23 protein-coding genes are annotated in these 26,288 nt (G+C 70.6%); 12 read left to right on the top strand and 11 right to left on the bottom strand.

Annotated features, from left to right (window positions below):
• The first annotated feature begins 67 nt into the window (after positions 1-67).
• Together NR792_RS25430 and NR792_RS25435 are read left to right on the top strand one after the other, a co-directional pair.
• On the top strand, positions 68-1,078 hold the full coding sequence (locus NR792_RS25430; RefSeq protein WP_375755277.1) for an aldo/keto reductase: 1,011 nt from the start codon (positions 68-70) through the stop codon (positions 1,076-1,078).
• A 34-nt stretch (positions 1,079-1,112) separates the two neighbouring features.
• Entirely contained in the window at positions 1,113-3,251 is a 2,139-nt protein-coding gene (locus NR792_RS25435) for an ATP-binding protein (protein ID WP_375755278.1), read from the top strand.
• Here NR792_RS25435 and NR792_RS25440 read toward each other — a convergent pair whose 3' ends face one another.
• Entirely contained in the window at positions 3,252-4,046 is a 795-nt protein-coding gene (locus tag NR792_RS25440) for a radical SAM protein (RefSeq protein WP_375755279.1), read from the bottom strand.
• 11 nt (positions 4,047-4,057) lie between these two features.
• Entirely contained in the window at positions 4,058-5,995 is a 1,938-nt protein-coding gene (locus tag NR792_RS25445) for a RecQ family ATP-dependent DNA helicase (protein ID WP_375755280.1), read from the bottom strand.
• Between the two features lie 111 nt (positions 5,996-6,106).
• On the opposite strand from NR792_RS25445, the gene NR792_RS25450 reads away from it, so the two are divergent.
• The 8 genes from NR792_RS25450 (at position 6,107) to NR792_RS25485 (ending at position 13,886) form a co-directional block, all read left to right on the top strand.
• Entirely contained in the window at positions 6,107-7,597 is a 1,491-nt protein-coding gene (locus NR792_RS25450) for an asparagine synthase-related protein (protein WP_375755281.1), read from the top strand.
• Positions 7,598-8,791: a glycosyltransferase gene (locus NR792_RS25455; protein ID WP_375755282.1), complete on the top strand. Its 1,194-nt coding sequence runs from the start codon at positions 7,598-7,600 to the stop codon at positions 8,789-8,791.
• On the top strand, positions 8,788-9,645 hold the full coding sequence (locus NR792_RS25460; RefSeq protein ID WP_375755283.1) for an ROK family protein: 858 nt from the start codon (positions 8,788-8,790) through the stop codon (positions 9,643-9,645). The genes NR792_RS25455 and NR792_RS25460 overlap by 4 nt, the downstream gene beginning before the upstream one ends.
• Positions 9,646-9,668: 23 nt before the next feature.
• Complete coding sequence (locus tag NR792_RS25465) at positions 9,669-10,610, top strand: HNH endonuclease (protein ID WP_375755284.1); 942 nt, start codon at positions 9,669-9,671, stop codon at positions 10,608-10,610.
• Positions 10,611-10,630: 20 nt separating this feature from the next.
• Positions 10,631-11,125: a hypothetical protein gene (locus tag NR792_RS25470; RefSeq protein WP_375755285.1), complete on the top strand. Its 495-nt coding sequence runs from the start codon at positions 10,631-10,633 to the stop codon at positions 11,123-11,125.
• A 140-nt stretch (positions 11,126-11,265) separates the two neighbouring features.
• Positions 11,266-12,156, top strand: a complete 891-nt coding sequence (locus NR792_RS25475) for a S1C family serine protease (protein ID WP_375755286.1) — start codon at positions 11,266-11,268, stop codon at positions 12,154-12,156.
• 12 nt (positions 12,157-12,168) lie between these two features.
• Positions 12,169-13,083 (top strand): S1C family serine protease, encoded by a 915-nt coding sequence (locus NR792_RS25480; RefSeq protein ID WP_375755287.1) that lies wholly within the window; start codon positions 12,169-12,171, stop codon positions 13,081-13,083.
• Positions 13,084-13,163: 80 nt separating this feature from the next.
• Complete coding sequence (locus tag NR792_RS25485; RefSeq protein WP_375755288.1) at positions 13,164-13,886, top strand: phytanoyl-CoA dioxygenase family protein; 723 nt, start codon at positions 13,164-13,166, stop codon at positions 13,884-13,886.
• Between the two features lie 3 nt (positions 13,887-13,889).
• Here the strand turns inward: NR792_RS25485 and NR792_RS25490 are convergent, their stop codons facing one another.
• Positions 13,890-14,504 (bottom strand): DUF6992 family protein, encoded by a 615-nt coding sequence (locus NR792_RS25490; protein ID WP_375755289.1) that lies wholly within the window; start codon positions 14,502-14,504, stop codon positions 13,890-13,892.
• 294 nt (positions 14,505-14,798) lie between these two features.
• On the bottom strand, positions 14,799-15,035 hold the full coding sequence (locus tag NR792_RS25495) for a hypothetical protein (protein ID WP_375755290.1): 237 nt from the start codon (positions 15,033-15,035) through the stop codon (positions 14,799-14,801).
• A gap of 164 nt (positions 15,036-15,199) precedes the next feature.
• On the opposite strand from NR792_RS25495, the gene NR792_RS25500 reads away from it, so the two are divergent.
• The gene (locus tag NR792_RS25500; RefSeq protein ID WP_375755291.1) at positions 15,200-16,189 is read left to right on the top strand and encodes an oxygenase MpaB family protein; all 990 of its coding nucleotides are present in this window, start codon (positions 15,200-15,202) and stop codon (positions 16,187-16,189) included.
• Here the strand turns inward: NR792_RS25500 and NR792_RS25505 are convergent.
• The 6 genes from NR792_RS25505 to NR792_RS25530 form a co-directional block, all read right to left on the bottom strand.
• Positions 16,165-17,136: a nucleotidyl transferase AbiEii/AbiGii toxin family protein gene (locus NR792_RS25505; protein WP_375755292.1), complete on the bottom strand. Its 972-nt coding sequence runs from the start codon at positions 17,134-17,136 to the stop codon at positions 16,165-16,167. The two genes, NR792_RS25500 and NR792_RS25505, sit on opposite strands and share 25 nt — an antisense overlap.
• Positions 17,111-17,713: a hypothetical protein gene (locus NR792_RS25510; RefSeq protein WP_375755293.1), complete on the bottom strand. Its 603-nt coding sequence runs from the start codon at positions 17,711-17,713 to the stop codon at positions 17,111-17,113. Before NR792_RS25510 ends, NR792_RS25505 begins: the two co-directional genes overlap by 26 nt.
• A 126-nt stretch (positions 17,714-17,839) precedes the next feature.
• Entirely contained in the window at positions 17,840-18,427 is a 588-nt protein-coding gene (locus NR792_RS25515; RefSeq protein WP_375755294.1) for a redoxin domain-containing protein, read from the bottom strand.
• A 67-nt stretch (positions 18,428-18,494) separates the two neighbouring features.
• The gene (locus tag NR792_RS25520; RefSeq protein ID WP_375755295.1) at positions 18,495-20,822 is read right to left on the bottom strand and encodes a protein-disulfide reductase DsbD family protein; all 2,328 of its coding nucleotides are present in this window, start codon (positions 20,820-20,822) and stop codon (positions 18,495-18,497) included.
• A gap of 165 nt (positions 20,823-20,987) precedes the next feature.
• Positions 20,988-22,352 (bottom strand): VWA domain-containing protein, encoded by a 1,365-nt coding sequence (locus NR792_RS25525; RefSeq protein ID WP_375755296.1) that lies wholly within the window; start codon positions 22,350-22,352, stop codon positions 20,988-20,990.
• A gap of 419 nt (positions 22,353-22,771) precedes the next feature.
• Positions 22,772-22,933 carry a hypothetical protein gene (locus NR792_RS25530; protein ID WP_375755297.1) on the bottom strand — a complete coding sequence of 54 codons (162 nt, stop codon included), beginning with the start codon at positions 22,931-22,933 and terminating at the stop codon, positions 22,772-22,774.
• Positions 22,934-23,388: 455 nt separating this feature from the next.
• Here NR792_RS25530 and NR792_RS25535 point away from each other — a divergent pair, with 455 nt between their 5' ends.
• Complete coding sequence (locus tag NR792_RS25535) at positions 23,389-25,599, top strand: (Fe-S)-binding protein (protein ID WP_375755298.1); 2,211 nt, start codon at positions 23,389-23,391, stop codon at positions 25,597-25,599.
• 85 nt (positions 25,600-25,684) lie between these two features.
• Here the strand turns inward: NR792_RS25535 and NR792_RS25540 are convergent, their stop codons facing one another.
• Complete coding sequence (locus tag NR792_RS25540; protein WP_375755299.1) at positions 25,685-26,185, bottom strand: ankyrin repeat domain-containing protein; 501 nt, start codon at positions 26,183-26,185, stop codon at positions 25,685-25,687.
• Positions 26,186-26,288: the final 103 nt, after the last annotated feature.

Below are 26,288 nucleotides of genomic sequence, written 5' to 3' on the forward strand. Positions count from 1 at the left end.
TTTGCCCTGGATTCCCACGCCTTGCATGAAGATTCTCCCAGAGACGTCGCACCCGCATGGAGGACAGATGAAGACTCGGAAGCTGGGCAGGCAGGGCCTCACGGTTTCGGCGCTGGGCCTGGGCTGCATGGGCATGTCGGACTTCTACTCGGGCCGCGACGACGCGGAGTCGGAGGCCACGCTGCTCCACGCGCTGGAGCGGGGCATCACCTTCTTCGACACGGCGGACGCCTACGGCCCCGGACGCAACGAGGAGCTGGTGGGCCGCGTGCTCGGGCCCCACCGCCAGCGCATCGTCCTGGCCACGAAGTTCGGCCTCGTGCGCGACCCGGCGAATCCCCAGGCGCGCGGCGTCAACGGCCGGCCGGAGTACGTGAAGCAGGCGTGCGACGCGAGCCTCAAGCGCCTGGGCATGGACGTCATCGACCTGTACTACCTGCACCGCGTGGATCCGAAGACGCCCATCGAGGACACCGTGGGCGCGATGGCGGAGCTGGTGAAGGCCGGCAAGGTGCGCTTCCTGGGGCTGTCCGAGGTGAACTCGGAGACGCTGCGCCGCGCGTGCGCCGTGCACCCCATCACCGCGCTCCAGTCGGAGTACTCGCTGTGGAGCCGCGACCCGGAGGACGGCGTCCTCCAGACGTGCCGCGAGCTGGGCGTGGGCTTCGTGCCCTACAGCCCGCTGGGCCGCGGCTTCCTCACCGGCCAGTTCAAGCGCATCGAGGACCTGCCGGAGGACGACTACCGCCGCCACTCGCCCCGCTTCCAGGGGGAGAACTTCCAGCGCAACCTCCAGCTGGTGGAGCACATCGACCGGCTCGCGCGCAAGAAGCAGTGCACGCCCGCGCAGCTCGCGCTCGCCTGGGTGCTGTCGCGCGGCGAGGACCTGGTCCCCATCCCCGGCACCAAGCGCCGCAAGTACCTGGACGACAACCTGGGCGCCCTGGACGTGAAGCTGACGGAGCAGGACCTGGCGGACATCGAGGCCATCGCGCCGCCGGGCGTGGCCGCGGGCGAGCGCTACCCCACCACCATGCAGGGCCTCCTCCAGCGCAACACCCCCCAGGAGGCACGCTGAGCACCGGCCCGAGGCCAGGCAGCCCCCCGAGCCCATGACCGTCCCCGTCCCCTCGCATCCCGAGCAGCCATCACCGGCGCCCCGGCCGTCGCTCGCGCCTCCGGAGCCTCCAGCGGGAGACCGGAAGGAGGAGGGCTCCGCCCTGCTGCGCTACGGGCTGGCGGTGACGAGCGTCGTGGTGGGCTTCCTCCTCCAGCGGACGCTGTGGCCCTTCATGGCCAGCAGCCCGTTCCTCGCCTTCTTCGCGGCGGTGATGTTCGCCAGCTGGCGCGGAGGCTGGGGACCGGGGCTGCTGGCCACCGGACTGTCGCTCCTCACGGTGCACTACTTCTTCCTGGAGCCCCTGGGCGCCTGGCACGTGGTGCCTGGCAACCTGGTCGCGCTGGCCCTCTTCCTGGCGCTGTCGCTGTTCGTGACGACCCTCAACGTGCGCCTGCGCCGGGCCAACGCGGAGCGCGCGGACCTGCTGGAGCGCGAGCGCGCGGCCCGCGCCGCCGCCGAGTACGAACGCGCGCGGCTGCGGGAGCTGTTCATGCTCGCGCCCGCGCACCTGGTCATCTTCCGAGGCCCCCAGCACATCATCGAGCTGTCCAACCCCCTCAACACCGCGATGCTGGGCAACCCGGAGCGGCTCCTGGGCCTGCCCGCGCGCGAGGTGGGCCCGAAGGAGGAGGCCGAGCGCGTGGCCCAGATGCTCGACCGCGTCTACACGACGGGCGAGCCCTTCATGGGCCGGGAGGTGCCCCTCAAGCTGCCGCAGCCGGACGGCTCCATCCGCGAGTACATCTTCGACGTCACGTACACCCCCACGCACGACGTCCGGGGGCAGGTGGACGGCGTCGCGGGCTTCGCCTTCGACGTGACGGACCTGGTGCGCGCCCGCGCGCGGGCGGAGCGGCTGGCGCGCGAGCTGTCGCACAACGAGGAGCACCTGCGCCTGCTGGCGGGGGCCAGCTCCTTCCTGGCCACGTCGCTGGACTCCAAGGCCACGCTGAGCAACGTGGTGCGCCTGGCGGTCCCCACCGTGGCGGACTGGTGCATCGTCGACATGACGATGGGGGACGGCAGCTTCCAGCGGCTGGAGGTCGCGCACGCGCCCGGCGAACCCGCGGAGCTGCGTGAGCAGCTGTGGGCCCCGGCCCCGTACGAGGCCGTCGCCCCGTCGCTGGGGGGCGCCATGCCGCTGCTGCTGCGGGGCCAGCCCTTCTTCATCGAGGACGTCACCGAGGAGGGCTTGCGGCAGCTGACGAGCGACCCCGCGCGGCTGGAGGTATTCCGCAAGCTGCACCTGCGCTCCGTCGCGATGGTGCCCATGGTGGCCGGGGAGCGGCCGCTGGGCATCCTCAGCTTCGGCACCACCTGGAGGTCCGGCCGCGGCTACACGGCCGCGGACCTGCCCTACCTCCAGGAGCTGGCCAACCGTGCCGCGCTGTCCATGGAGAACGCGCGGCTGTACCACGAGGCGCGCGAAGCGGTGCGCCTGCGCGACGAGTTCCTGTCCATCGCGAGCCACGAGCTGAAGACGCCGCTCACGCCGCTCAACCTCAAGCTCCAGGCGCTGCGGCGCGAGCTGGACCGCACCCCGGGCCCGGTGCGGCGCGAGCTGGTGGAGAACTACCTGGACGTCGGCTCGCGGCAGCTGAAGAAGCTGGCGGAGCTGGTGAACGACCTGCTGGACGTGTCGCGCATCGCGGCCGGGCGGATGTCCCTGGAGCCGACGCCGGTGGACCTGGCGGAGCTGGTGCGCGACGTGGTGGCCTCCTACGAAGGCCCCGCCGCGCGCGCCGGCTCCGTGCTCCAGCTGGAGTGCGAGGACGCAGGGGTGATGGGCGTGTGGGACCGGGCGCGCCTGGAGCAGGTGGTGGTGAACCTGGTGGACAACGCCATCAAGTACGGCCAGGGGCGTCCCATCCACGTCCGCCTGGAGACGCGCGAAGGCAGGGCGGTGCTGACGGTGCGGGACCAGGGCATCGGCATCGCGGAGGACTCGCTGCCGCGCCTCTTCGGCCGCTTCGAGCGCGCGGTGAGCGGGCGGCACTACGGCGGCCTGGGGCTGGGCCTCTACATCACCCGCACGCTGGTGGAGGCCATGGGCGGCACGGTGCGCGTGGAGAGCCGCCTGGGCCAGGGCTCCGTCTTCACCGTGGAGCTGCCCGTGCAGGCACCGCCCTGATCAGGAAGCGGCGCGAGCGCGAGGCAGCTGCGCATGGGGTTCCCAGGGGCCGCTGGACCCCAGGCAGTGGCGGCAGGTGGCCAGCGGCGTGTCGCGTTCCAGGTAGGCCAGCAGGCGCGTGAGCAGGTCGGGGTCATCGAGCGGCACGCCGTCGTGCTCGGCGAGCGCGGGCAGGTGCGGGTGCTCCGCGGCGAGGACGGTGGCGACGTGGGGCGGCCGGGTGCAGGTGTAGAAGCGGCCCCGGTGGACCAGATGGCAGCGCTGCTTGAGCCAGCACTGCGCGAAGACGTCGTGCACCTCCGCGTCGGACGCGAGCGGCGCGTCCGGGGTGATGCGCTGGAAGCGGTCGATGGCCTTCACCGTGAGGTGGACGCCGTGCCGGTCGCAGCGCTCGGTGATGCGCGCGATGGAGCGCTCCGGCAGGGGCGCGGACGTGTAGAACGACAGCGTCATCCGGTCGAGCCGTTCGTACACGGCGTCCGGAGCGCTCTGGGCGAGGAAGCCGTTGGTGGTGACGGAGACCTGCTCGGTGAGTCCGGAGGCGCGCACCACGTCCAGCACGGCGGGCAGGTCCGGGTGGAGGAAGGGCTCACCGCCGGTGAGCTTGAAGACGTTGGGCTTGAGCACGCGGGAGAGCCGGCGCAGGTCCTCGGCCAGCGCCTGGGGAGACACGGCCCAAGCCGGCAGGTGCGGCGACAGCGGGCAGCACTGCGCGCAGCGCAGGTTGCAGTGCGTGGTGACGTGCGTCTCCAGGGACCAGGTGAGGACGCGGCTGTCGTGAAGCTCGTAGCGCACGGTGTGGGAGTCTAGCGGCTCGGCCGGGCTTCGCAGAACGCCAGCACCTGGGTGAACGGCCACTCGGCCAGGGTGCCGAAGAGCTTGTGCCCGGTGAGCTTCGCCTTGGACAGTGCCGGACTGCTCAGGCCGCAGAGGAAACGGGCCGCCTGTCTCGGGTGCCCCAGCGCCTCCGGGTGCTTCGCGACGAGGGTCTTGAACGTGGCCACGTCCAGCTGTTCACGCAGGTCCGGCCGGGGGTGCGGTGGCGGCAGCACGCGCGCCACGCCCGTGCGACAGAAGGTGCAGTGGCCGCAGGGGGCTTCGCGCTGCTCGCCGAAGTGGGCCACCAGCGCATTGCTCTGGCAGCCGTCGTGCGTGACCAGCCGGAGCACGTCGCGCACCCGTGACACCTCCTGGACCTCGCGCTTCTGGAAGCGCTCCTGCAACAGGGCCACGAGCGCCTTCGCGTCCTCGTGCTCCCGCAGCCGCGTGTAGCGCTGGCGCGGCTCGGCCACCTGGACCTCGGCCCAGCCCTGCTCCTGGAAGTAGTCGAGCGCCTTCACCACCCGGTCTCGCGGCTGCTCCAACGCCTTCGCGACCTCGGCGACGTCGAACGTGTACCAGGTGCGGCCCTTCTTCGCGTGCGCGAACAGGTCCTTCACGAAGCGCGCGCGCTCCCCCTGGAACTTCCCGATGAGCGCTTCCACCGAACCCGCCGGCTGCACCTTGTAGCCCGCGTAGAACGGCGTGCCCTGGCGCAGCACGCCCTCCAGCTCCAGGTACGTCAGCGCCGTGCGCAGCACCAGGGGCCGCAGGTCGTGGCGGTTGCCCAGCGCGTACATGTCCAGGTGCAACTCAGGCCCCGAGGACAACAACTCCTTCACCAGTGCGCTCAGCGCCTCCGGCAGCGGCGTGTCCCCGAGCGCGAAGTTCTCCAGCGTGGGCACGTCGTCCGGACACGCGAGCAGCTCCACCACGGAGGACTTGCCGTCACGGCCCGCGCGGCCGATCTCCTGGCTGTAGCTCTCCAGGCCCTTGGGCAGGTTGTAGTGATACACGGCGCGCACGTCCGCCTTGTCGATGCCCATTCCGAACGCGATGGTCGCCACGACGATGCCCTTCGCCGAGTGGGTCCACGCCTCCTGCACCCGCTCGCGCTCCTCGGACTCGAGGCCCGCGTGATAGGCGCTCGCGGGCAGGCCCTCCGCGCTCAGGAGCGCCGCCACGCGCTCCGCGGTCTTCTGCAGCGTCACGTAGACGATGGTGGAGCCGGGCGGGCGCGACTTGAGCCGCTCCACCAGCAGGGCGTCGCGCACCTCCGGCCCCGTGGGCGTGGTCTCCAGCGTGAGGTTGTTCCGGTAGAAGCCGGTGACGACCGCGTGCGACTCCGGGATGCCGAAGCCCTCGCAGATGTCGTGCACCACCTGCGGCGTGGCGGTGGCGGTGAGCGCCAGGATGCGCTCGGCCCGGAGCGTGCGGGCCGCCTGCGCCAGCTTGAGGTAGTCCGGCCGGAAGTTGTGGCCCCACTCAGAGACGCAGTGCGCTTCGTCCACCGCGAAGAGGGAGATTTGAAGCTCGCTCAGGAGCCCCATGAAGCGCTCGTTGTTGAAGCGCTCCGGGGCCACGTAGAGGAGCTTGAGGGTCCCGTCGCGTAGGGACTCCGTCACTTCGCGCGACTCCTCCAGTGACAGTGAGGAATCCAGTCGCGCGGCGCGGATGCCCCGCCGCTCCAGCGCGTCGATCTGATCCTTCATCAACGCGATGAGCGGTGACACCACCACCGTGAGCCCGTCGAGGAGCAGCGCGGGCAGCTGGTAGCACAGCGACTTGCCGCCGCCCGTGGGGAACACCGCGAGCGCGGAGCCCTGGGGCTTCAACAGCGCCGTGAGGACCTCACGCTGTCCCGGCCGGAAGGCCTCCAAGCCAAAGCGCTCCCGCAACACGACATCCACCGCGTCCGCCTGCATGTCCCGCCCTTCCCTGTTCGCGTGAAGCGAAGCGTCTCCCCGGGAGGATAGCCCACCGTCTCCGGGCTTCCCCCTGATACGACCGGACGCAGCCCCTATGATGTAGACCGCATGCCGACCCGTGCTCCCGATGTTCCACCGCAGGGAAGGACTCCCACGCGCGGCCTGTCTCCTCGGGCGGTGAGCGGCCTGCTGTTCCACGCCCGGGCCTTCAACGCGGGCCTGTGCCTCGACGTGACCCTGCCGCGCGTGGTGCGGCCCGGGCACGCGCATGAGGATGAGGACACCCTCGCCGCGCGGCTGCTGGCCGCCTGGTCCGACACCGTGCGGGCACATGTGGAGGCAGGCACGCACGAGGTGAGCCTGAGCGGCGGCGTGGACAGCGCGGCCCTGTGCGCGATGGCGGCCCGGCATGCTCCCGGGAAGGTGCGCGCGTGGACGATGGACGTGCACTTCGCGGACGCGGTGGAGCGGAGCAACGCGCGGCGGATGGCGAAGGTGACGGGCGCGGAGCTGGTGGACGTGCTCATCCCGGACGCGGTGCTCCCAGACCTGTTCGAGCACGCGGTCCTCGCCAACCAGGCGGTCATCCTCAACGCCCGGGCCGTGGCGAGCTACGCGTTCTATCGGGAGGCCCGGCGACAGGGCGCGGGCCCCGTCCTCCTGAGCGGCGCGGGAGCGGATGAAGTGCTCCAGGGCACTCCGGGCGCGCTCGCCTCCGCGAAGGCTCGCGTGGATGAAGACCGGACGCTCGCCATGCGGGCCCTGGGATTTGAAGCCATGGCGCTTGTGGACAACTTGCGGGCCCCCTTCCGGGGCGACTCGCACGATCATGATGCGGCACGGGGGGCTGTGGACAACTCGGGGAGGCCGCTGGCGGGGGCACCGCGTGGCGATCAGGAATCAAAGCCATCCACCGGGCGTCCTCCCTCTGGAAACGACGGTTCCGATCAAGCCGTGGGACGGCGTGAAGACTCCACCCCTGTGGACAACTTGAGGACTGTTTCCGAGCGCGGGAACAGCGATCACGCCTCACGAGGCCCCCCTGTGGACAACCTGGGGACCGTGCTCGCCTCGCTGCCCGCGCCGTGGGATCTGCCGTCAGATGATGCGCTCCCCACCGAGGAGCTGCGCTACGCGAAGTGGGTGCTGTCCGAGCTCATCCTCCCGCCCGAGCTGCGAGGCGCCCGGGCCCATGGGCTCACGGTCCGCACGCCGTACCTGGATGAAGGCTTCGCGCGGGTGGCCCTGGCCCTGCCGGAGTCCGTGCTGATGCGGGACGGGTTCGGCAAGTGGCTGTTCCGGTACGCCGTGCGGTCGCTGGTGCCAGAGGAGGTCCGCCTCGCGCGCAAGACGCCCCGGTATGGGCACACCGCCCTGTCCAGTCCGGTGCGGGAGCGCTGGCTGGAGCTGTATCGCGCGTGGATCTCTCCCGCGCGCCTGGATTCCCTCCAGGTCATCAACACGCAAGCGATGCTGGGATTGCTGGAGCGCTACTTCCGCCTGCCGTCCGACGACGCGCAGGCAGGACCGATGGATCGGTTGTTGATGCGACTCGTGTCCCTGGCCATGCTCCAGGCCCACGCCGAGGCGCCCCCCTGAATGTCCCGAGTCCTCATCGCCACCTCTCCTGAGAAGGGCCACCTCAACCCGATGGTCGGCGTGGCCCAGTGGCTGCGCCGCCTGGGGCACACCGTCGGCTGGCTGTGCATTCCCGAACCCGCGCCGCAGCTTGAGTCCCTGGGCGTGGAGGTGCTGCGCCTGCCGCACGTTGAAGCCGCGCCGCCGGGCATCGAGACCGGAGGCGAGGCGCTGGCGAAGCTGGTGCTCGATGACGTGGCGCTGGGGAAGTGGATCCGCGGCCTGTTGCTGGATTCGGTCCCCGCGATGCTGGAGCCCGTGCGCGAAGTGGTGCGCGCCTTCCGTCCCGACGTGATGGCCCTGGACGGAATGCAGTACGCGGCGGTGCTCGCGGCGCACACGGAGGGCATCCCGTGGGCGGGCGTGTCCTCCGCGCTGACGCTGCTGGAGCCAAGGCCGGAGATTCCCCTGCTGCGCAACGTGCGGGCATTGAAGGATGATCGTCAGGCGCTGTTCCGCCGTCACGGCTTCGACGCGCGCTTTCGCACCTGCGAGTGCCTGTCGCCCCGGCTCAACGTCATCTTCGCCACCGAGGACTTCCTGGGCCCAGATGCGGGAGTGCCCCCGGACACGCTGCTCGCGGGCCCGTCCATTCCGCCGGAAGCCCGGGGCGACGAGGTGCCCTTCCCATGGGAGCGCCTGGGCGAAAAGCCGGTGCTGTACGTGTCCTTCGGCAGTCAGATTTCGTATCAGCCAGAGCTGTTCCGCCTCATCGCGGAGGCCGCGAAGCCCTTTGGCGTGACGCTGGTGCTGTGCGCGGGCGAGCTGGCGGACACGGACTTCCCGAGCACGCTGCCCGGTGACGTGGTGGCGGTGCGCTACACGCCACAGCGGCAGGTGCTGGAGCGAGCGGCGGCGTTCATCTCCCACGGCGGTGCGAACTCCGTGATGGAGGCGATGACGGCGGGCGTCCCGATGTTGCTGCTGCCCGTGTGCAACGACCAGCCCGTGCAGGCGCACTTCCTGGAGAAGGCCGGAGCGGGACTTGCGAGAGATCCGCGCACCCTCACGGTGGAGTCGTGCCGGGAGGCCATCGCGCAACTGCTTGCACCGAAGTCATCCATGCGCGACCGCGTGGCGGAGATCTCCCGCTCCTACCGTGCACACGACGGCGCGAGGACCGCCGCCGAACGCATCGCCGGGCTCGTGGCATGAGCCCCCTGAGGTGGAGTCCTCGTCGGCATCACCCCGAGGGCGTCACACCGCTGGAGGTGTGGAACCTGCCTGTGTTCGGGCGTGAGCTGTGGGAGCTGCTGGGCTCGCCGCGGGTGGAGGACGACCGGCGAGCGGGAGTGCCCGGAGCGAAGCTCGCGGCGCGCGTGATGCCGCCGCTGGCGGAGGCGCTCTTCCTGCTGGTGAAGCAGCACGCGCCGGACGCGGCGTACCTGAGTGGAGGTCTGGCGGAGCTGGACGGCTTTCCCGCCGCGTTGAGGGAGGCCACGGCGGCGCTGCGCTGCCCGGTGCACATCGCGCTGTCACCGCGCTTCGCCCCCGTGCGCGCGGGGCTGCGCATGCTGGAGGCCACCGGCGCGCGAAGTCCCCTCTGCGTGGACGTGGGCCAGACGAGCATCAAGGTCGCGCGTCCCGGCGCCACGCGCGTCTTCGAGCGGAACCTCTCCACGCTGCCCCCGCTGTTCATCGGTCAGCCTCGTCCCGCGGACGGCCATCACATCCGGGACACGGTGGCGTTCATCGCGGGAGCGCTGCGGACGTTCCTCGCGGAGGACGCCCGCGTGCCTCCGGACGCGCTGTGTCTGGCATTGCCGTGTCCGCTGACCGAGGACCTGATGCCCGGAGGCTGCACCTACGGCTTCGAGGGCACGGCCTCCCTGGTCCCGGACATCCTCGCCCACGTGGGCCTGCCGGACACGGGAGGGCCAGTGCTCGCGCTCAACGACGCGGAGCTGGCGGCCGAATCCGCGCGGCGGGCCCCCCAGGTGAAGGGACGCCGCGTGCTGTGCCTGTCGCTGGGCTTCGGCCCGGGGGGAGCCCTGCTCGACCGGGGCTGAGCCTGGTAACCTGGTCGTGGACCGTGCCCACGCCCTCCGACAACGACCAGGCCATCCGACTGGCGGCCTTCAATGCCTTGCAGGCGTTGGTGGAGCGGTACGGTGAAGTGCTGCCGTGGGAAATCATCGCGGACGGCTTCCAGCTCCACGGCGAGCAGCACCTGTTCGCCAACCGGACGCGCGGCATCTTCTGGCCCCGGCAGATGCAGGAGACCGCGCTGTCCATCAAGACCACCGTGCCACGAGGAAGCCGCGTCGCCCGGTACGACGATGACAACATCGCCTCGGACGGGGCCTTCCTCTACAAGTTCCAGGGCACGGACGTGGAGGCGCGAGACAACCGCCGGCTCGTGCGCGCGCAGCAGCTGGACGCACCCCTCATCTATTTCTACGGCATCGAGCCCGGATTCTACCGGCCCCTGTGGCCCGTCTACATCTCCGACGTGGACCGCGCTTCGCACTCCTTCCACGTCACGGTGTCCGAGCCCGAGACGGTGAGGCAGCACCAGCCTCAGCGCTATGTGGCGGACGCGAAGCTGCTGTCCCTGGAGCGGCGTTACACGACGGTACAGGCCAAGAAGCGGCTGCATCAGGCAGCCTTCCGTCAGCATGTCCTGAACGCCTACGAACACCGCTGCGCGGTCTGCGCGTTTCCTCGCAAGGAGCTGCTGGACGGCGCCCACATCCTTCCGGACCGCGACGAACGCGGCCACGCGGAAGTCCCCAACGGACTGGCGCTCTGCCGGCTCCACCACGGCGCCTTCGACACGAACCTGATGGGCTTCCGTCCCGACGGAATCATCGAGCTGGCGCCCAGTCTGCTCGCCACCCAGGACGGCCCCACGCTGGAGCACGCGCTGAAGGGCTTCGTGGGCAAGACGCTCCAACTGCCGCGCGCGAAGGAGCTGCGGCCCAAGAAGCTCTACCTGGAAGAGCGTTACGAGCGCTTCCGCAAGGTGGGCTAGGTTCGTCAGGGGGGACCGGGATGACCGAGGCGTCCGTGAATCTGGAGCTCCTGAGCGCGTATGTGCCTGGCGAGGGCCGGGAGCAACTTCCCCTCACCGAGCTCAACGAGGACGAACCCCACATCCATGGCGAGCTGCGATGGACCCTCGCCGGCAGGCAGGTCCCCGCGATGGGATTCTGGGGACCCGATGACGTGTGTCTGGGGGAGTGGTGGGACGGACTCAACGCCACCCTGCCCGAGCTCGCGGCCGGAGAATCCTACACACTCGACTCCTGCGAGCAGGGCAGCCCGGCCTTCCTCTTCGAGCGCCGAGGTGAGTCCGTCCTCCTCTCGATCGTCGCCGGCATGGGCGGTGGCAACCCGAATCCCGACTGGCAGCAGGTGACGTTTGCCTGGGACGACTGGGTACAGGAGGTCCGTGCCTTCAAACGAAGGCTGCGGGAGTGGGTCGAGACCAAGGGACCACGGGAACTCCCAGCCGAGTGGAAGGCTCGATTCTCGGAGCTGGTGTAACGCTGCACCTGGATGAACGGCCGGGCACCTCTCCGGATGGAGAGGACAACCTGCCCGAACGGCCAGGTCTCCGTCCTGCCCGGTCCGCCGATGTGGCGCGATTTCGAGCCCTTTAGCTTCAGGCTCGAAAGGAACACGCCATGTCCACCGACGCCCTCCAGTCCCTCTCGCAGTCCATCTCCACCGTCGTCGAACGCATCGCTCCCTCCCTCGTCCGCGTCGAGGCCCGCCGTCGCCGGGGCGCGAGCGGCGTCGTCTGGGATGCCGACGGCCACATCCTCACCACCAGCCACGCCGTCGAACACGAGGGCTCCATCCAGGTGGGCCTCGCGGACGGCCGCTCGGTGTCCGCCGAGCTCGTCGGCCGTGACCCGAGCACCGACCTCGCGCTCCTCAAGGCCGATGCCACTGGCCTCACCGCGCTCGCACCCGCGCCGCTCGATGACGTGAAGGTGGGCCACATCGTGCTGGCCCTCGGCCGGCCGGGACGCACGGCACGGGCCACGCTGGGCATCGTCAGCGCGTTCGGCGGGGACTGGCGCACGCACGCGGGCGGCCAGGTGGACCGCTACCTGGAGACCGACGCGGACCTGCCCCCGGGCTTCTCCGGCGGCGCGCTGGTGGACGCGCAGGGCCGCTTCCTCGGCATCCCCACGGCGGCCTTCTCGCGCACCGCCGCGGTGGTGATTCCCGGCGGCACGCTGGCGCGCGTGGCGAACTCCCTGCGCGAGCACGGCGGCATCCGCCGCGGCTACCTGGGCGTGGGCGCCTACCCGGTGCGCCTGCCGCGCGAAATCGACGGCACGAAGGCGGGCCTCATCCTGCTCTCCGTGGATCCGGACGGCCCCGCGCAGAAGGCCGGGCTGCTGCTGGGCGACGTGCTGGTGAGCCTGGGCGGCCAGTCGCTGCACGGCGTGGAGGACCTGCTGGGCTACCTGGGCGACGAGAAGGTGGGCGCGTCCATCCAGGCGAAGGTGTTGCGCGCGGGCGAGCTGCGCGAGGTGCCCATCACCGTGGGCAAGCGTTCTTGAAAGGAGCCGGCCATGAAACTGTTGCAGCAGCTCTCGGATGACCTGGAAGGACTCGTGGCCGGCGCGGCTCCGGCCGTGGTGGGCGTGGAGCACGCTCGCGGCCACGGCACCGGCCTGTTCCTCACGCCGGACGGTTACGTGCTCACCAACCGGCACGTGGTGATGCGCACGCCCAAGCGCCTCACCGTGCAGCTCCACAATGGAGAAGAGCGCCGGGCCACGTTGGTGGGCGCGGATGCTCCCACCGACCTCGCCGTGGTGCGCGCGGAAGGAGACGGCTTCCCCACGCTGCCGCTCGCGGATCCGGAGACGGTGCGGGTGGGGCAGCTGGTGATGGCCATTGGCAATCCCTTCCGCCTGGAGCAGTCCGTGTCGCTGGGCGTGGTGAGCGCCATCAACCGCAGCATCACACTGCCCGACGGCGTCATCCTGGAGGGGATGCTCCAGACGGACGCGGCCATCAACCCGGGCAACTCCGGCGGGCCGCTGCTCGACACGCGCGGGCGCGTGGTGGGGCTCAACACGCTGGTGCTGCCCTTCGCGCAGGGCATCGGCTTCGCGGTGAGCGCCACCACGGCGGCCTGGGTCGCCAGCCTGCTCATCCAGCGCGGTCGGGTGGACCGGAAGTTCCTGGGCATCGCCGCCACGGCGGTGAACCTGGAGCCCGCGCTCGCGAAGGACACCGGCCAGCCGCGCGCCGTGCGCGTGCTGAAGGTGCAGGAGGGCACGCCCGCGGATGACGCCGGGCTCCAGCCGGACGACCTGCTGCTCGGCATCAACAGCCGGCCGGTCAACAGCGTGGACGACCTGCAGCGGCTGATGGCGCTCGCCAACGAGGAAGAGGTGCACCTGGACGTGCTGCGCAAGGGGCGCCGCAAGGACGTCTCCGCCCGGGCTCGCCACCGCCGGGAGCCGGTGGCGGCCTGAGCCTCCCGGGCTCCGGTTCCATCGGGTGGGTGCCCGCGTGGAACCGCGCCCCCGCTATGCTGCGCTCCACGATGTCCGCATTGAAGACACACGGTCTGGCCTCGGAGGAACTGGCCGCGCGCATCGAGCGCGAGGGCTTCGCCATCCTCCCGCGGGGAATCACGCCAGACACCGCGGACGCCCTGCTCCACGCACTGCGCTCCGTGAGCGAGGAAGCCGAGCCCGCCCAGCGGCGCGGAGGCGTGCGCAACCTGCTGGAGAACGTGCCCGCCGTCCATGAGCTGGCCCGCTCAGCCCCCGTGCGCGAAGCCGCCGGGTCCGTCCTGGGTCCGCACTGCTTCGCGGTGCGGGGCCTGCTGTTCGACAAGACCCCGGACGCGAACTGGAAGGTCATCTGGCACCAGGACCTCACCGTCGCCGTGCGCGAGCGCCATGACGTGCCCGGCTTCGGTCCCTGGTCGCAGAAGGCCGGCGTGCCCTGCGTGCAGCCGCCGACGTCCATCCTGGAGGCCATGGTCGCGGTGCGCGTGCACCTGGACGACTGCGGCGAGGACAACGGCCCCGTGCGCGTGCTCGCGGGCTCACACCTGGAAGGACGGCTGTCGTCCTCGCGCATCCCGGCCTGGCTCGAACGCAGCACACCCGTGGACTGCCTCGTGCCCCGCTGCGGCCTGCTGGTGATGCGGCCCCTGCTGCTGCACGCCTCGTCACCCGCGCGCGTCCCCGCGCACCGCCGGGTCATCCACCTGGAGTTCGCGGCGAGCCCCCTGCCCGGCGGGCTCGAATGGCACTCGCGCGTCTGAAGCTCACGGCCACGTCAGCATCAGGCCCACGCCATCCGGCGCGGGCACCAGCCGCGCCGTGAGTTCGCCGTTCAGCTTCGCGTTGAGGAACGTCAGCACGCCGTCGAACACCAGCAGGAACGCGCCCTGCATGAGCACGCTCTTGCCCCAGCCCTTCAAGCGGTCCGAGTCCTTGCGCAGCCCGCGCTCCCACAGGAACCCGCCAAAGGCGATGTAGCCCACGTCCAGGCCCGCGTTGAGGAGCAGCAGCTTCTCCATCCGCTGCCCTTCGGACAGGCTGCGCGCCAGGTCCCATGCGGCCGGATCCGCGGTGGCCTGCCCGTGATACCCGAGCCCCGCGATGACGAGGTTCACCACGTTCCACGCCGCGTTCGCCTGGAAGAAGGCCCGCGTCTCGCCCTCGCTCGCGAAGTGCCCCGCGACGCCCGTGCCGATGTTCAGCACCGCCCAGCCGAACAGGATGCCCATGGCGGTCTGGTTCACGCGCACCGCTTCCGCGTTGTGCTCCGCGAGCCACGCCTTCGCATCCGGTGCGGGCGCCTCCTGCGCCACCCCTGGCAGCGCGAGGAACAGCAACACCAGGACGCAGCAGGAACGCACGAGGCGGGCAGGGGCCATGGCGGCACTCTAGGCCCTGGACTTCCAGGTGGTGCGACCTCCGCCCGACGCGGCGCTCCAAACCTGTCCGACTGTCGGACAGGTTTCCGCTGCCCGGCGGGCGGGGAAGCCTCCCTCAGCCACGGCGCTCCAAACCTGTCCGACTGTCGGACAGGTTCGTGCGGTGCGCCGCTGACGGTGAGTCCCCGCAGGATTCTCACCTTCTCAGCCATGGGGACGAGTCCACAGCCGGGCGCCTGGGAAGCCGCCCCTGGCACCGGGGCCGAGGCCTGACACCCACGCAGCGGGCGACGGCTACCGATCGCCGTCGTCGCTGAGCGGCGGCGCTTCCCTCGCGGGCTCCGTGCCCTTCTGGGCTCCGTAGCCGCCAATGCCCTTCTGGAGGATGCGGTCCTCGCCCACGTCCTCGTCCGTCACGTCGCCCCGCTCGGTGCCCGGACGCTGGTGTCTGGCTTCCCGCTCCAGTTCGTCCGCGCTGTGTGTGTCCGTGCGCTCGGGCCCCTTCACCGGCGGCCCCTTGTTGCTGGCCATGGTCGCATCTCCTATCTGGATGTTCTGCCCTCCAGGACAAGGTCCGGCGCGCCCCCGCCTCCGACAAGGCCGGGGTGTGCGACACACGGGCCAGCGGGGGCACGGCATGCCGTCACGGCCCGGGGTAGCATCACCGGTCGCCTCGACTCACGGAGCTTCCCGCCATGAAAGACCCGGCATCCCACGCCCGTCCCCCGCAGGACGCCGTCCCCGCCGGGTGTCCCTTCACGGCCGGCGGGAAGCAGCCCGGCACCCATGTGCCCGGCCCCGTCTATTGCAAGCCCTTCTGGCGGCCGCGCCTGCCCGAGGTGCGCCGGGAGATCGCCTCCCTGGACGCACGGCGGGACTGCCAGCGCATCGTGCACCTGCTGACCAACTACGAGTTCCCCTTCGACATCGTACGGTCCACGGAGATCGCCCTCTTCCACACCTACGGCAGCCGCTCTGTCTCCCGCCTGCTGGACCGCACGGGCGAGTTCCGCAAGCGCGGCCAGAAGCGCTACGACGACACGCGGCTGCTCATCGCGCGGTTCATGCAGTGCGGTTGGGACGTGGAGGCCGGACGCCAGTCCCTGGAGCAGATGAATCACATCCACTCCTTCTTCCGCATCCCGAACGAGGACTTCCTCTTCGTGCTGTGGACGTTCATCGACTTCCCCATCCAGTGGATGGACGACTTCGGCTGGCGCCCCTTCACCGCGCACGAGCGCGAGGCCTGGTTCCATTACTGGTGTGAAATCGGCCGCCGCATGGGCCTGAAGGACATCCCGGAGGACAAGGCCGCCTACGACGCCTTCATCCGCGACTACGAGGCCCGCGAGTTCGTCCCCGACGCCGCCAGCCACCGCGTGGCCCAGTCCACCGTGGACATCCTGGCCGGCTGGGTGCCGCGTCCGCTGCGTCCGCTGGTGTCCCCCATCAGCCTCAGCCTGGTGCCCCCGCGCCTGCTGCCCGCCATCCAGTTCGAGTCCCCGCCCGCCTGGGTCGGAGGCATGGTCCGGGGCGCCCTCAAGCTGCGCAAGCGCGTCAAACGCCACGTCTCGCTGGAGCGCTATCCCTCCACCCTGGAGACCACGCTCAACCGCACCTACCCGGGCAACACCTACCGCATCGAAGGCCTGGGCCCGGACTACGCCCACCGCGACGCGGAATGAAACCGCGTGAGCCACGCACAGAGGGTGGCCACGGCTTCATCCAGCGTCTGACGTGGCCCCCAGAACATCGGGGCAATCGCCTCGAAGGCGGATTGGATGGCCTCTGTGCCTTCACCGCCTGGCAGGAAGTGCCGCGCTTCACCGGCAGGAAGCGCCGCGATCTGCTTCTGCCGAATCATCTCCGCGGCAAGCGCACGGACGTCGCGGTAGTCGGCAAGAGGCGGTAGCGCATCCTCGGCGGCGATGATCCGCGCCGCGTCCTCGTAGTGACGGACGAAGGTGGCAGGCTCCAGCCGCTCCTTCTGGAGCCGCCGCTGGATTGCGTCCACCTTCTCCAACAGTGTGACCATGGGATGCACGCACCTCACGGTCCTGGGGCGGTTGTCCTTGAAGTCAGCCAGCTGCTGCTGGGACTCAAGTTCGTCGTGGACGAACGACGTCATGTCCCGCCGGACAAAGGGCGTCACCCGCGCATGACCAACCTCCAGGAGGACGAAGGGGCGCAGGATGCCCACCATGCCGCCCAGATGCTGGGCCGGATACACGATGCGGATATTCGCGGAGCGCCAGTAGCGGTCCGCTCCGTCGACATCCAGCTCCGTCCGCGCCCCGGGAACCTGGATGCATTCAGCCAGGGTCTCGAAGTACGCCCGGCGGGCCTTCGTCGCCCCCGCTCCGGTGCGGCTCCAGTCCGTCACCTGGGGAAGGTCAACCGTCCCCGACTCCAGCTTGAGGTCCAGGTCCTCCGAGAACCGTTGGATGAGCGAGAAGCCCTTCGACAGCGACGTGCCTCCCTTGAACCAGACCTCGAAGCCCGAGTCATGCAGGGCCCACAGCGTGTGGGTGACCCAGTAGTCCTTCTCGGTGAGGCCCAGGGACAGCCGCCGCTTGTCGGCGACGATTCGCAACAACTGCTCGAACTCAGGGTCGTCGTGGACGAATTTCATGCAGGGCAGCGCGGATCGCGTCGTGAATCAACGCACGCGTGCTCTGCCTACCAAACCGGTCAGACATCTCTCCCAGCCGCTTGGAGTCGAACGCCCCTCGCCCCAATGCACGCGTCAGGGCATGCGCCAACATCGTTGGCGAGGCACTGACGCTCCCCGCATTCTCGAAGAGATCCACCACGAACCATTCCGGCGTCGGAGGCTGGGGGAAGGCGACCCGCCGCAGCTCGAAGGTCCTGCTCCCCAGTTCGAAACGACCCGAGCGCTTCGTGTTGTAGACGAGCGCCGAAGCGAAGACCGCGGTGGACCCCAAGCCGAGCGCGTTCCATCGGTCAGGCCCGGTGAAGACGAACGGGCTGCCTTCCAGGAAGGCCTTCATGATGGCTTCATCGGACGGCGCCACCACACCGAAGCGTCCCCGCTTCGGACAGGCGTAGAGCCCGTGCGCCAGTGGCACCAGCACGCCCTCGCCCACCAGTCTCCGGGCCAGCCGGGGAGCATTCGCCCCCCACGTGGCCAGTTCCTTCGTCCGGTAGACACGGCCCGGCTCCAGCACGGGATGGACGGTGGCAGGCATGGTCGTACGAAATTTCCCGAAAATTAGATACAACGTCAATATCGACACCGCGACGCGGAATGAAAAGGCCCGCGTCCCTTCGAGCGAGGGACACGGGCCTTCAAACCTCATGACGCGGGCAGCGGCTCAGCTCTTGTACTTCACGGAGCAGCCGTAGGGCTCGGAGGTCGCGGTGGGGACCTGCTTGCCGTTGAGGAGCGCGTCCACCGCCGTCTGCACGTAGTTCACCTTGGTGGCTTCCTTGCCGCGCGGGTCGTTGTCGATGGCGCCCGCGTAGCGGACCACGCCCTGGCCGTCGATGACGTACATGTGCGGCGTCGTCTTCGCCGCGTAGCTCTTGCCCACCTTGCCGTCCGTGTCGAGCAGCACCGGCTGGCTGAAGCCCTCCTTCTTCTTCCAGTCCGCGGCGCTCTTCGCGTCGTGCGTGGCGGACGAGTCCACCGTCAGCCACACCACCTTCTTCGCGTCGAAGCCCTTCTGCGTGTTCTGCATCGTCTTGGCATCGTAGTGCCGCTTCACGAACGGGCACTCCGGGTTCGTCCACTCGAGCACCACCACCTTGCCCTTGTACTCGGACAGCGAGTGGGCCTTGCCCGCCTCGTCCTTCAGCGTGAACGCCGGAGCGGGCTTGCCCACCTCCGCGGTGTCAGCGGCGAAGACGGGGGCGGACACGAATGCCGCGGTGAGAGCGAGTGCCTTGAAGACCTGCTTCATGACGGAACCTCCAGTGGATGGAACGCTGCGCACGAACGAACAGCACAACCGCGACTTCACTCCCGGCTCAAGGCCGGGCACACACCACCGAGCCACCCTTCAACGGCGACCCGCACTCCGCCGCGCGCTGCACCGCCTGGATGACGCTGTCCGCGGTGAGCAGCTCGTTGAGCACCTCCGGCTTGTCCGGCGCGCCCGGGCTCAGCACCAGGTACATGGGCACGCCCGCGCGGCCATGCTCCGCCAGCTTCGTGGTGATGCGCGCGTCCCGCCGCGTCCAGTCCGCCACGAAGAAGGCCACGTTGTGCTTCAGGAACGCCTGCCGCACGTCGTCGCGCGACAGCACGGTGCGCTCGTTGAACTTGCACGTGAGGCACCAGTCCGCCGTGAAGTCCACGAACACCGGCTGCCCCGCCGCCAGCGCCGCCGTCACCGCCGCCTCGTCCCACGGCTGCGAACCGCCATGCGACGACGCCACCGCGCCGCGCGTCTCCAGGGAGGCCTGCGCCTCCTCGAAGCGCAGCGCCACCGCGCCCGAGCCCACCAGCACGAGCACCGCCAGCGCCACCGTCACGCCCCGCCTCCCGCCCTCCAGCCCCTGCGCCTGGCCGTACAGCCACGTGCCCAGGCCCACCGCGATGAGGAACGCGAGCAGCCGCGCCATGCCGTCCACGCCGGCCAGCCCGCCCATCACCCACACCAGCCACACCGTCGTGGCCAGGAGCGCGAAGCCCAGGAACTGCTTGCCGCGCTCCATCCACATGCCCGGCTTGGGCAGCCGCTTCGCCAGCCCCGGCACCAGCACCAGCAGGCAGAAGGGCAGCGCCAGCCCCAGCCCCAGCGCCACGAACACCGCCACCACCGTGGCCGCGCCCGCCGCGAAGGCGAAGCCCACCGCCGTGCCCAACAGCGGCGCGGAGCACGGCGTCGCGAGCACCACCGCGAGCACGCCCTCGCCCGCGCTGCGCAACAGGCCGTGGCTCTGGTCCACCTTGCCCGCCAGCGCCGTGCCGTCCGTGCCCAGCGTGTAGACGCCGAAGAGGTTGAGCGCGAACGCCACCACCACCGCGCTCACGCCCGCGACGAACAGCGGCTCCTGGAACTGGAAGCCCCAGCCCACGCTGTTGCCGCCCGCGCGCACCGCCAGCACCGCGCCCGCCAGCAGCAGCATCGTCGCCAGGATGCCGCCCGCGTACGCCGCCGCGTGCGGCGCGACCTTGCCCTTCTCCTCCGCCACCATCCGCGTGAAGCCGTACGCCTTGATGGCCAGCACCGGGAACACGCACGGCATCAGGTTGAGCAGCGCGCCGCCCAGGAACGCGAACAAGAGCGCGAGCCCCAGCCCCATGGGCGCCTCGGCCGCCGCGGGCGCCGCCGCCACCGGAGGCTGCACCTTGCCCAGCGCGTCCTTCACCGACGGCATCTTCAGGGGCGCCGCGGCCACCGGAGGCGTAGCCCCGGCCGCGGCCACCACCGGCGCGAGCGCCGTGTCCACGTCCACCGCCGTGAAGCCCGTGGCCTTCGTGCCCAGGCGCAGCGCGCCCGTGAGCCGGGGCTCGTCCTTGGGCGCCACCGACGACGCCTGGCCCTCCAGCGCGAACGTCCCCGGCCCCTTCCGCTTCAGCGTCACGGTGTCCACGCCCGCGATGCGGCCGGGCACGAAGAAGTCATCCTCCACGTTGCCCGCGAACGGCTTGCCGTCCGCCGTCGTCACCCTGAGCGTGCCGGTGAACGGCTTGCCCGCCGTCAGCGACGTGCCATCCAGCGCCAGGGCCACGCGCGGCGCGCCTTCCGCGCCCGCGGGCAGCGGCACCTGGGCCTGCGACGCGTCGAACTGGGGCGCGAACTCCGGGTCCGGCACCGTCTCCGGCCCCACCGGCACCGTGCGCGACAGCACCAGCTGCGCGGGGATGCAGTGCACCTTGCACGCGAGCGCGTCCACCGCCGCGGACACCGTCAGCGTGCCGTTGGCCTTCTCGGACACGTGCGCGGGCGCGAAGAGCAGCACCTCCTCGTGGTAGCCGTGCGTGGTGATGAAGCCGTCCGGCGTGCGGAACGTGCTGGGGAAGGGCCAGCGCAAGTCGCCCACCGTGATGCCCGGCGCGTCCCACGACACCTCCGTGGCCAGGCCGGAGTCGCCCGGGTTCTTCCAGTAGACGTGCCACTCCGGGTCCAGCCTGAGGCGCACGCCCACGCGGAAGTCGCCGCCCGCCTTCACCTGCGTGGCGTCCAGGAGCAGCGCGCCCTCCAGGCGCGGGTCGCCCTCGTCCGGCGCGGTGCTGCCCACGGCGGTAGGCGGCAGCGCGGCCTGGGCCATCGTCGCCAACAGCAACGCGCCCACCGCGCCCAGCCCACCGAGCCGGCTTCCAGACCTCTTGCTCCACGGATGCGTCATGCGACTCCCGTTAATCCACCTGGAAACGCCGTGCTACCTGGGATGCGTCCCCACAGGGTGCACTCAACCGTCCGGGCAGCCGTGCATTCCGCACGCCCGCACGCCCGGTGCCAGGGACCCACCCGGGGCCCGCGCCCTTCCCATACGGTCAAGGACTCCAGGCGGTTACGACTCGGTGTTGCCCGTCTTCCAGGGCAGCAGCCCCGCACCGTCCAGGGTTCCCCCCTTCGGCGCCCCCCCATTCGCCACGGCGGGCAGGGCCCGGGGCGCGGGCGGTCCGTCGTGGACCTGGACCGGGACCGGGACCGCGGCCGGGAGCGCCGGCCCGATGCGGCTCATGGTGATGCGGGACACCTCCGACTGCGCCCGGCGCACCCCCAGGGCGGACGGCTGGGCCGCCCGGCGCTCCACCGCCCGGCGCAGGTCCGACAGGCGGTCCACGTGCCGCTGCGCGGGGACGTCCGCGGAGCCCAGGCGGGCCAGCTTGTAGAGCCCCTTGTCCGCGCCCTCGAGCGCCCGCTCGGCCGCGTCCTGCTGACGGCGGGAGAGCGCCTTCCACGCGGCGGCCTCGCAGGAGACCAGCTCCAGCTCCGCGGACACCGCGCGCACGAAGCGGCCCTCCTCGCTGTCCGGCAACAGGCGCGTCACCGGCACGGACAGCCGCCGGGTGTCGCCGTGCTCCGTGTACGAGGCGGTGACGGTGAGGTTCCAGTCGCCCTTCTCCAGCACGCCCGCGAAGAGCACGCGGCGCGGGAACGCGTGCGACACCGCCCCCAGCGCGGCGCTCATCGCGTCCCCCTCCACGCGCGACGGGTAGCGGTGGCGGCACCTCAGGTCCGCGAAGCCCGTGGGCAGCACGTACACGCGCGCGTCCGCCACCACCTCGCCGAACAGCTCCGCGCCCAGCGCGCCCACCGCCAGCGGCAGCCCCTCCGCGTCGTCCACGTGCGTGAAGCCCGTGCCGGACGGGCCGGTGAGGGCCTCCAGGATTTCGGGCAGGTAGTGCCGCCCCAGGCCCAGCGCGTGCAGCGCCACGCCGGAGTCGTGCACCCGCTGGCCCAGCACCTTGAACTCGCCCAGCGCGGTGGGGCCCACGGAGGGCTCGCCGTCGGTGAGCATGAGCAGCTGAGGCCGGGCGCCCGGCACCAGCACGCGCCGCACCGCCTCCGCGCCCTGCTCCACGGCCTCGTGCAGCGCGGTGCCCTCGCCGGACTCCAGGCGGGAGAGCGTCTTCAGGAAGGCGGCCTTCGCGCCCGGCTCCATGGCGCGCACGGGCAGCACCTGCTCCGCGTCCGCGTCGAAGGTGAGCAGGCCGACGTAGTCCTTGGGCCCCGCCCGCTCCACCAGCGCGCGCGCCGCCTCCACCGCCGCCGCCAGCGGCGCGCCGCGCATGGACGCGCTGCGGTCGATGACCAGGTTCACCGCCACCGGGGCCCGAGGCGTCTCCGCTTCGGCCTCCAGGGTCACCAGCAGCAGCACTTCGCGGCCGCCTTCCGCGTCGCGCTCCACTGCCCAGGCCGTCTGCTTCATCCGCACTCCCGCATGGTGGGTGGGCCCCATCCCGCTTTCGCCGCGATTTCGTCGCGACAACCCCCTGGCCCCGGACGCCCCTGCGCTGGCCCGCGTCCGCCCGGAAGTCCTGTCGCTGTTCCCACAGAGGATGTCGGGTTTCCGGTCGTGAAAGCAACGTGTCCGGCCCGACCGGGCCCGCCGTCCCGCGCGCCCTCGCGCCCTCGCGCCCCCGGCGATCACCCACGCCCGAGCCTGGCCGGCGTGCCTCGGGACGCCTTGCGTCACCCACAGACACCCGCGTTTCGGCAGCTTCGTTCAGCCTTTTACGGATTTACTTCCGGAGAGTCCGGCACCGGTCATTCCCGGGGACCTCTTCGGGGTGCTCGACCTGCTCAACGGAGGCCCCCGCGCAATCCACTGGCCGCGGGGGCTTCGCCTCACTCCGCCACGTGCCAGCCGCCCCAGGCCTCTTCATCCAGGTGGCCCCAGCGCCGGTCATCCGTGGGGTCCAGCGGAACCGAACGGCCGTTTTCACCCGTCGCGGACAGCTCCAGGTCTTCCAACCCCTCGTCCAGGTACGTGCTCTCGTCGTGGCTCATGTCCGGCTCCTCGGCGCTCCATTCACGGGGTGTACGGCCTGTGACGGCTCGCGTCCCCTTGGACGCCCTGCGTCGGTCAACCGGGCCCGCCCCATGCGGGTCCCTTTACAAGCACATCTTGACCGATTTACCGACATGTTGGGAGCCCGCTTCCGTTTTGTAAAGCCCTTGGCACCCCCAAGTTCCCCAACCGTCCAACGGGACACGCACGCCCGCCTGCCGTCCTGCACGACAGGCACGGGCGTTTCCCGCACGGGAAGCCTGGGATGGGGGCTAGAAGGGCACCGGCCTGGACGGCGGTCCGGAAGCAGTGCAGGGACCGCTGCCGGACACGCCTTCCGCACGGCGCTTGATTCGCGAATCACCCCTGCTAGGGTTGATGACCACTCCAGAATTGCCGCGACGCAGCAACCGGGCGTTGCCCGCCGTGCGGCCCCAGAGGGTCCCGAGGTTCCATGAACCCCATCATCACCGGCCTGCTGCTGGCAGGCGCAGTCTCGCTCTTCGTCATCACGATGTCCGGCCGCGTGGGCGTGCTGCTCGCGATGAAGAAGGAGAACCGGCTGGACCACATCCCCTACCGCGTGGCGCAGCTGGTGCGCTTCGGGTTGGGCCAGAAGCGCATGGTGGACCCGGAGGAGTTCACGCCGGGCCTGTTCCACATCTTCATCTACGCGGCGTTCATGGTGCTGGCGGTGCGCACCGTCATGCTGTTCGTGATGGGCTTTTCGTCCACCGCGCTGGACGTGCTCACCGACCTGTCCCACCCGGCGTGGGACGTCGCGCCGCCGCTCTTGGGCCTCTACAAGGTCTACCTGCTGGTGAAGGACATCGTGGCGGCGCTGGCGCTCGCGGGCGTGGCGTACTTCGTCTGGACGCGCTGGAAGGTGAAGCCGGACCGCATGTCCCAGTCCTGGGAGGCCTACCTCATCCTGGGCTTCATCGCGGGCCTGATGATCACCGAGTTCATGTTCGGCGGCAGCCACATGGTGGCCGCGCACGCCGCCGCGCAGCAGGTGCCCATGGGCGCCACGCAGGTGCCGGCGGCGCCGGCCGCGATGGTGTGGTGGGAGCCCGTCACCAGCCTGACGGGCCTGGCGATGATGCCCCTGGGCGCCACCACGGCGCACGTGCTGGGCGTGGCGGGCTTCTTCATCCACCTGACCATCATCCTGGCGTTCCTGAACTTCCTGCCGCTGGGCAAGCACTTCCACATCATCACGGGCCTGCCCAACGTCTTCTTCCAGCGCACGCACTCCACCGGCAAGCTGCCCACGCCCAACCTGGAGAAGGAGGAGTTCGGCGCCGCCACGGTGAAGGACCTCACCTGGAAGAACGGCCTGGACCTGTACTCCTGTACGGAGTGCGGCCGGTGCCAGACGCACTGTCCCACGTACATCACGGGCAAGCCGCTCACGCACAAGGGCGTCAACCAGGACCTGAAGCACTGGATCTGGGAGAACGAGAAGTGGGTGGAGGAGGGCTACGGCCCCCACGGTATCAAGGAGCCCCTGCCTGAAATCGTGGGCAGCGCGCTGAAGGCGGAGACGGTGTGGGCGTGCACGAGCTGCGGCTGGTGCGAGCAGGCCTGCCCGGTGTTCATCGAGAACGTCCCGCGCCTCATCGACATGCGCCGCTACCAGGTGCAGGTGAAGGCGGAGTTCCCGCCGGAAATCCAGCGCGTGTTCGAGGGCATGGAGCGCCAGGGCAACCCCTGGGGCATCGGCCAGGACCGGCGCGACGAGTGGGCGGAGGACCTGGCGCTGCCCACCTGGGGTGACGGCGGCGAGTACGAGTACCTCTTCTTCGTGGGCTGCGCGGGCAGCTACGACGACAAGCAGAAGAAGGTGAGCCGCGCGCTGGTGAAGATCATGCGCGAGGCGGGCGTGTCCTTCGCGACGCTGTCCAAGCAGGAGATGTGCAACGGCGACTCCGCGCGCCGCATGGGCAACGAGTACCTGTACCAGACGCTGGCCAAGACGAACGTCGAGTCCTGGAACGCGATGGGCGTGAAGGCGGTCATCACGCAGTGCCCGCACTGCTTCAACACCATCAAGAACGAGTACCCGGAGTTCGGTGGCGAGTACCGCGTCATCAACCACACGCAGCTCATCAACGAGCTGCTCAAGGACAAGCGCATCAAGCTGTCCTCGGTGATGAACGCCGGAACGAAGCTCACCTACCACGACCCCTGCTACCTGGGCCGGCACAACGGCGTGTACGACGCGCCCCGTGAAGTGCTCAAGAGCATCCCGGGCCTGGAGGTGGTGGAGATGCAGCGCAGCCAGCGCGAGGGCTTCTGCTGCGGCGCCGGTGGCGGCCGGATGTGGATGGAGGAGCACATCGGCACGCGCATCAACCACAACCGCATGAACGAGGCGGCCCTCACGCTCAAGCACGCGGAGGACCCGAACACGCCCTACCCCGACGCCGCGGACAAGAAGAAGCCGGGCATGGTGGGCGACTACAAGGAGCAGGGTGGCAAGGGCATCGTCGCGGTGGCCTGCCCGTTCTGCTCCACGATGCTCAACGACGCGAAGAACGACACCGGCCGCGAGCAGATTCAAATCAAGGACATCACCGAGCTGGTCGCGGACTCGATGGAGACGAGCAACAAGGGCGGCACGGTGGCGCCGAGCCCCGTGGTGAGCGCCAAGCCGGAGTAGTGCTTCCGTCCGGCTCCTGAAGTGACAAGGGCCCGGTGGCTCCCCGAAATGGGAGCGGCCGGGCCCTTCGCCTTTCAGCGGGAGACTACTTGCGGCCCTTGAAGGGCCCCTTGGGGGCGTTGCCCTCCGAGCGCAGCACGCGCTCCAGGCGCTTCGTGGCGCCGTCGTCGCCCAGCTTGCCCGCGACGTAGGCCCCCGCGGAGGCGAGCTTGCGGCGGAAGTCGTCGGGCGCGACCTCCGAGGCGCGCGAGGGGCGCGCGGGAATCTCGTCGATGCCCTGGTTGCGCAGCAGCGTGCGCGCCATGTCCTTCTCGTCGGCGGTGGCGTGGGGGGACAGGAGGGCGCAGACGGAGAGGTGGCCGTAGGCGGCGGCGGCGACGAAGGGCGTCTCTCCCAGGCCATCCGGCAGCGTGGGGTCCGCGCCGGCCTCCAGCAGCGCGCGCACCAGGTCGTCCTGGCCCGAGCGCGCGGCGGCCATCAGCGGCGTGCGGCCCTCCGCGTCGAAGGGGTTGGGGTCCGCGCCCGCGTCGAGCTGGGCGCAAAGGGCGGCGCGGTCACCCGCGGCGACGGCATCGAACAGGGACACGGTGCGGACCTCCGGGAAGGGCGCGCGGGAGCATGGCGGTTCGGCGGACGCGATGCCAGGGCGGGTCCCGCGCTGGCTCTACGGCGGGGCACGGAGGGCATTG

This window comes from Corallococcus exercitus (genome assembly GCF_042231735.1).
Lineage (GTDB): Bacteria > Myxococcota > Myxococcia > Myxococcales > Myxococcaceae > Corallococcus > Corallococcus exercitus_B.

Bases quoted from the DNA above. Each gene is read 5' to 3' on its own strand.
- NR792_RS25430 (WP_375755277.1), top strand. From the start codon at position 68: ATGAAGACTCGGAAGCTGGGCAGGCAGGGCCTCACGGTTTCGGCGCTG.
- NR792_RS25435 (WP_375755278.1), top strand. From the start codon at position 1,113: ATGACCGTCCCCGTCCCCTCGCATCCCGAGCAGCCATCACCGGCGCCC.
- NR792_RS25445 (WP_375755280.1), bottom strand. From the start codon at position 5,995: ATGCAGGCGGACGCGGTGGATGTCGTGTTGCGGGAGCGCTTTGGCTTG.
- NR792_RS25450 (WP_375755281.1), top strand. From the start codon at position 6,107: ATGCCGACCCGTGCTCCCGATGTTCCACCGCAGGGAAGGACTCCCACG.
- NR792_RS25455 (WP_375755282.1), top strand. From the start codon at position 7,598: ATGTCCCGAGTCCTCATCGCCACCTCTCCTGAGAAGGGCCACCTCAAC.
- NR792_RS25460 (WP_375755283.1), top strand. From the start codon at position 8,788: ATGAGCCCCCTGAGGTGGAGTCCTCGTCGGCATCACCCCGAGGGCGTC.
- NR792_RS25470 (WP_375755285.1), top strand. From the start codon at position 10,631: ATGACCGAGGCGTCCGTGAATCTGGAGCTCCTGAGCGCGTATGTGCCT.
- NR792_RS25475 (WP_375755286.1), top strand. From the start codon at position 11,266: ATGTCCACCGACGCCCTCCAGTCCCTCTCGCAGTCCATCTCCACCGTC.
- NR792_RS25480 (WP_375755287.1), top strand. From the start codon at position 12,169: ATGAAACTGTTGCAGCAGCTCTCGGATGACCTGGAAGGACTCGTGGCC.
- NR792_RS25490 (WP_375755289.1), bottom strand. From the start codon at position 14,504: ATGGCCCCTGCCCGCCTCGTGCGTTCCTGCTGCGTCCTGGTGTTGCTG.
- NR792_RS25495 (WP_375755290.1), bottom strand. From the start codon at position 15,035: ATGGCCAGCAACAAGGGGCCGCCGGTGAAGGGGCCCGAGCGCACGGAC.
- NR792_RS25500 (WP_375755291.1), top strand. From the start codon at position 15,200: ATGAAAGACCCGGCATCCCACGCCCGTCCCCCGCAGGACGCCGTCCCC.
- NR792_RS25505 (WP_375755292.1), bottom strand. From the start codon at position 17,136: ATGAAATTCGTCCACGACGACCCTGAGTTCGAGCAGTTGTTGCGAATC.
- NR792_RS25510 (WP_375755293.1), bottom strand. From the start codon at position 17,713: ATGCCTGCCACCGTCCATCCCGTGCTGGAGCCGGGCCGTGTCTACCGG.
- NR792_RS25515 (WP_375755294.1), bottom strand. From the start codon at position 18,427: ATGAAGCAGGTCTTCAAGGCACTCGCTCTCACCGCGGCATTCGTGTCC.
- NR792_RS25520 (WP_375755295.1), bottom strand. From the start codon at position 20,822: ATGACGCATCCGTGGAGCAAGAGGTCTGGAAGCCGGCTCGGTGGGCTG.
- NR792_RS25525 (WP_375755296.1), bottom strand. From the start codon at position 22,352: ATGAAGCAGACGGCCTGGGCAGTGGAGCGCGACGCGGAAGGCGGCCGC.
- NR792_RS25530 (WP_375755297.1), bottom strand. From the start codon at position 22,933: ATGAGCCACGACGAGAGCACGTACCTGGACGAGGGGTTGGAAGACCTG.
- NR792_RS25535 (WP_375755298.1), top strand. From the start codon at position 23,389: ATGAACCCCATCATCACCGGCCTGCTGCTGGCAGGCGCAGTCTCGCTC.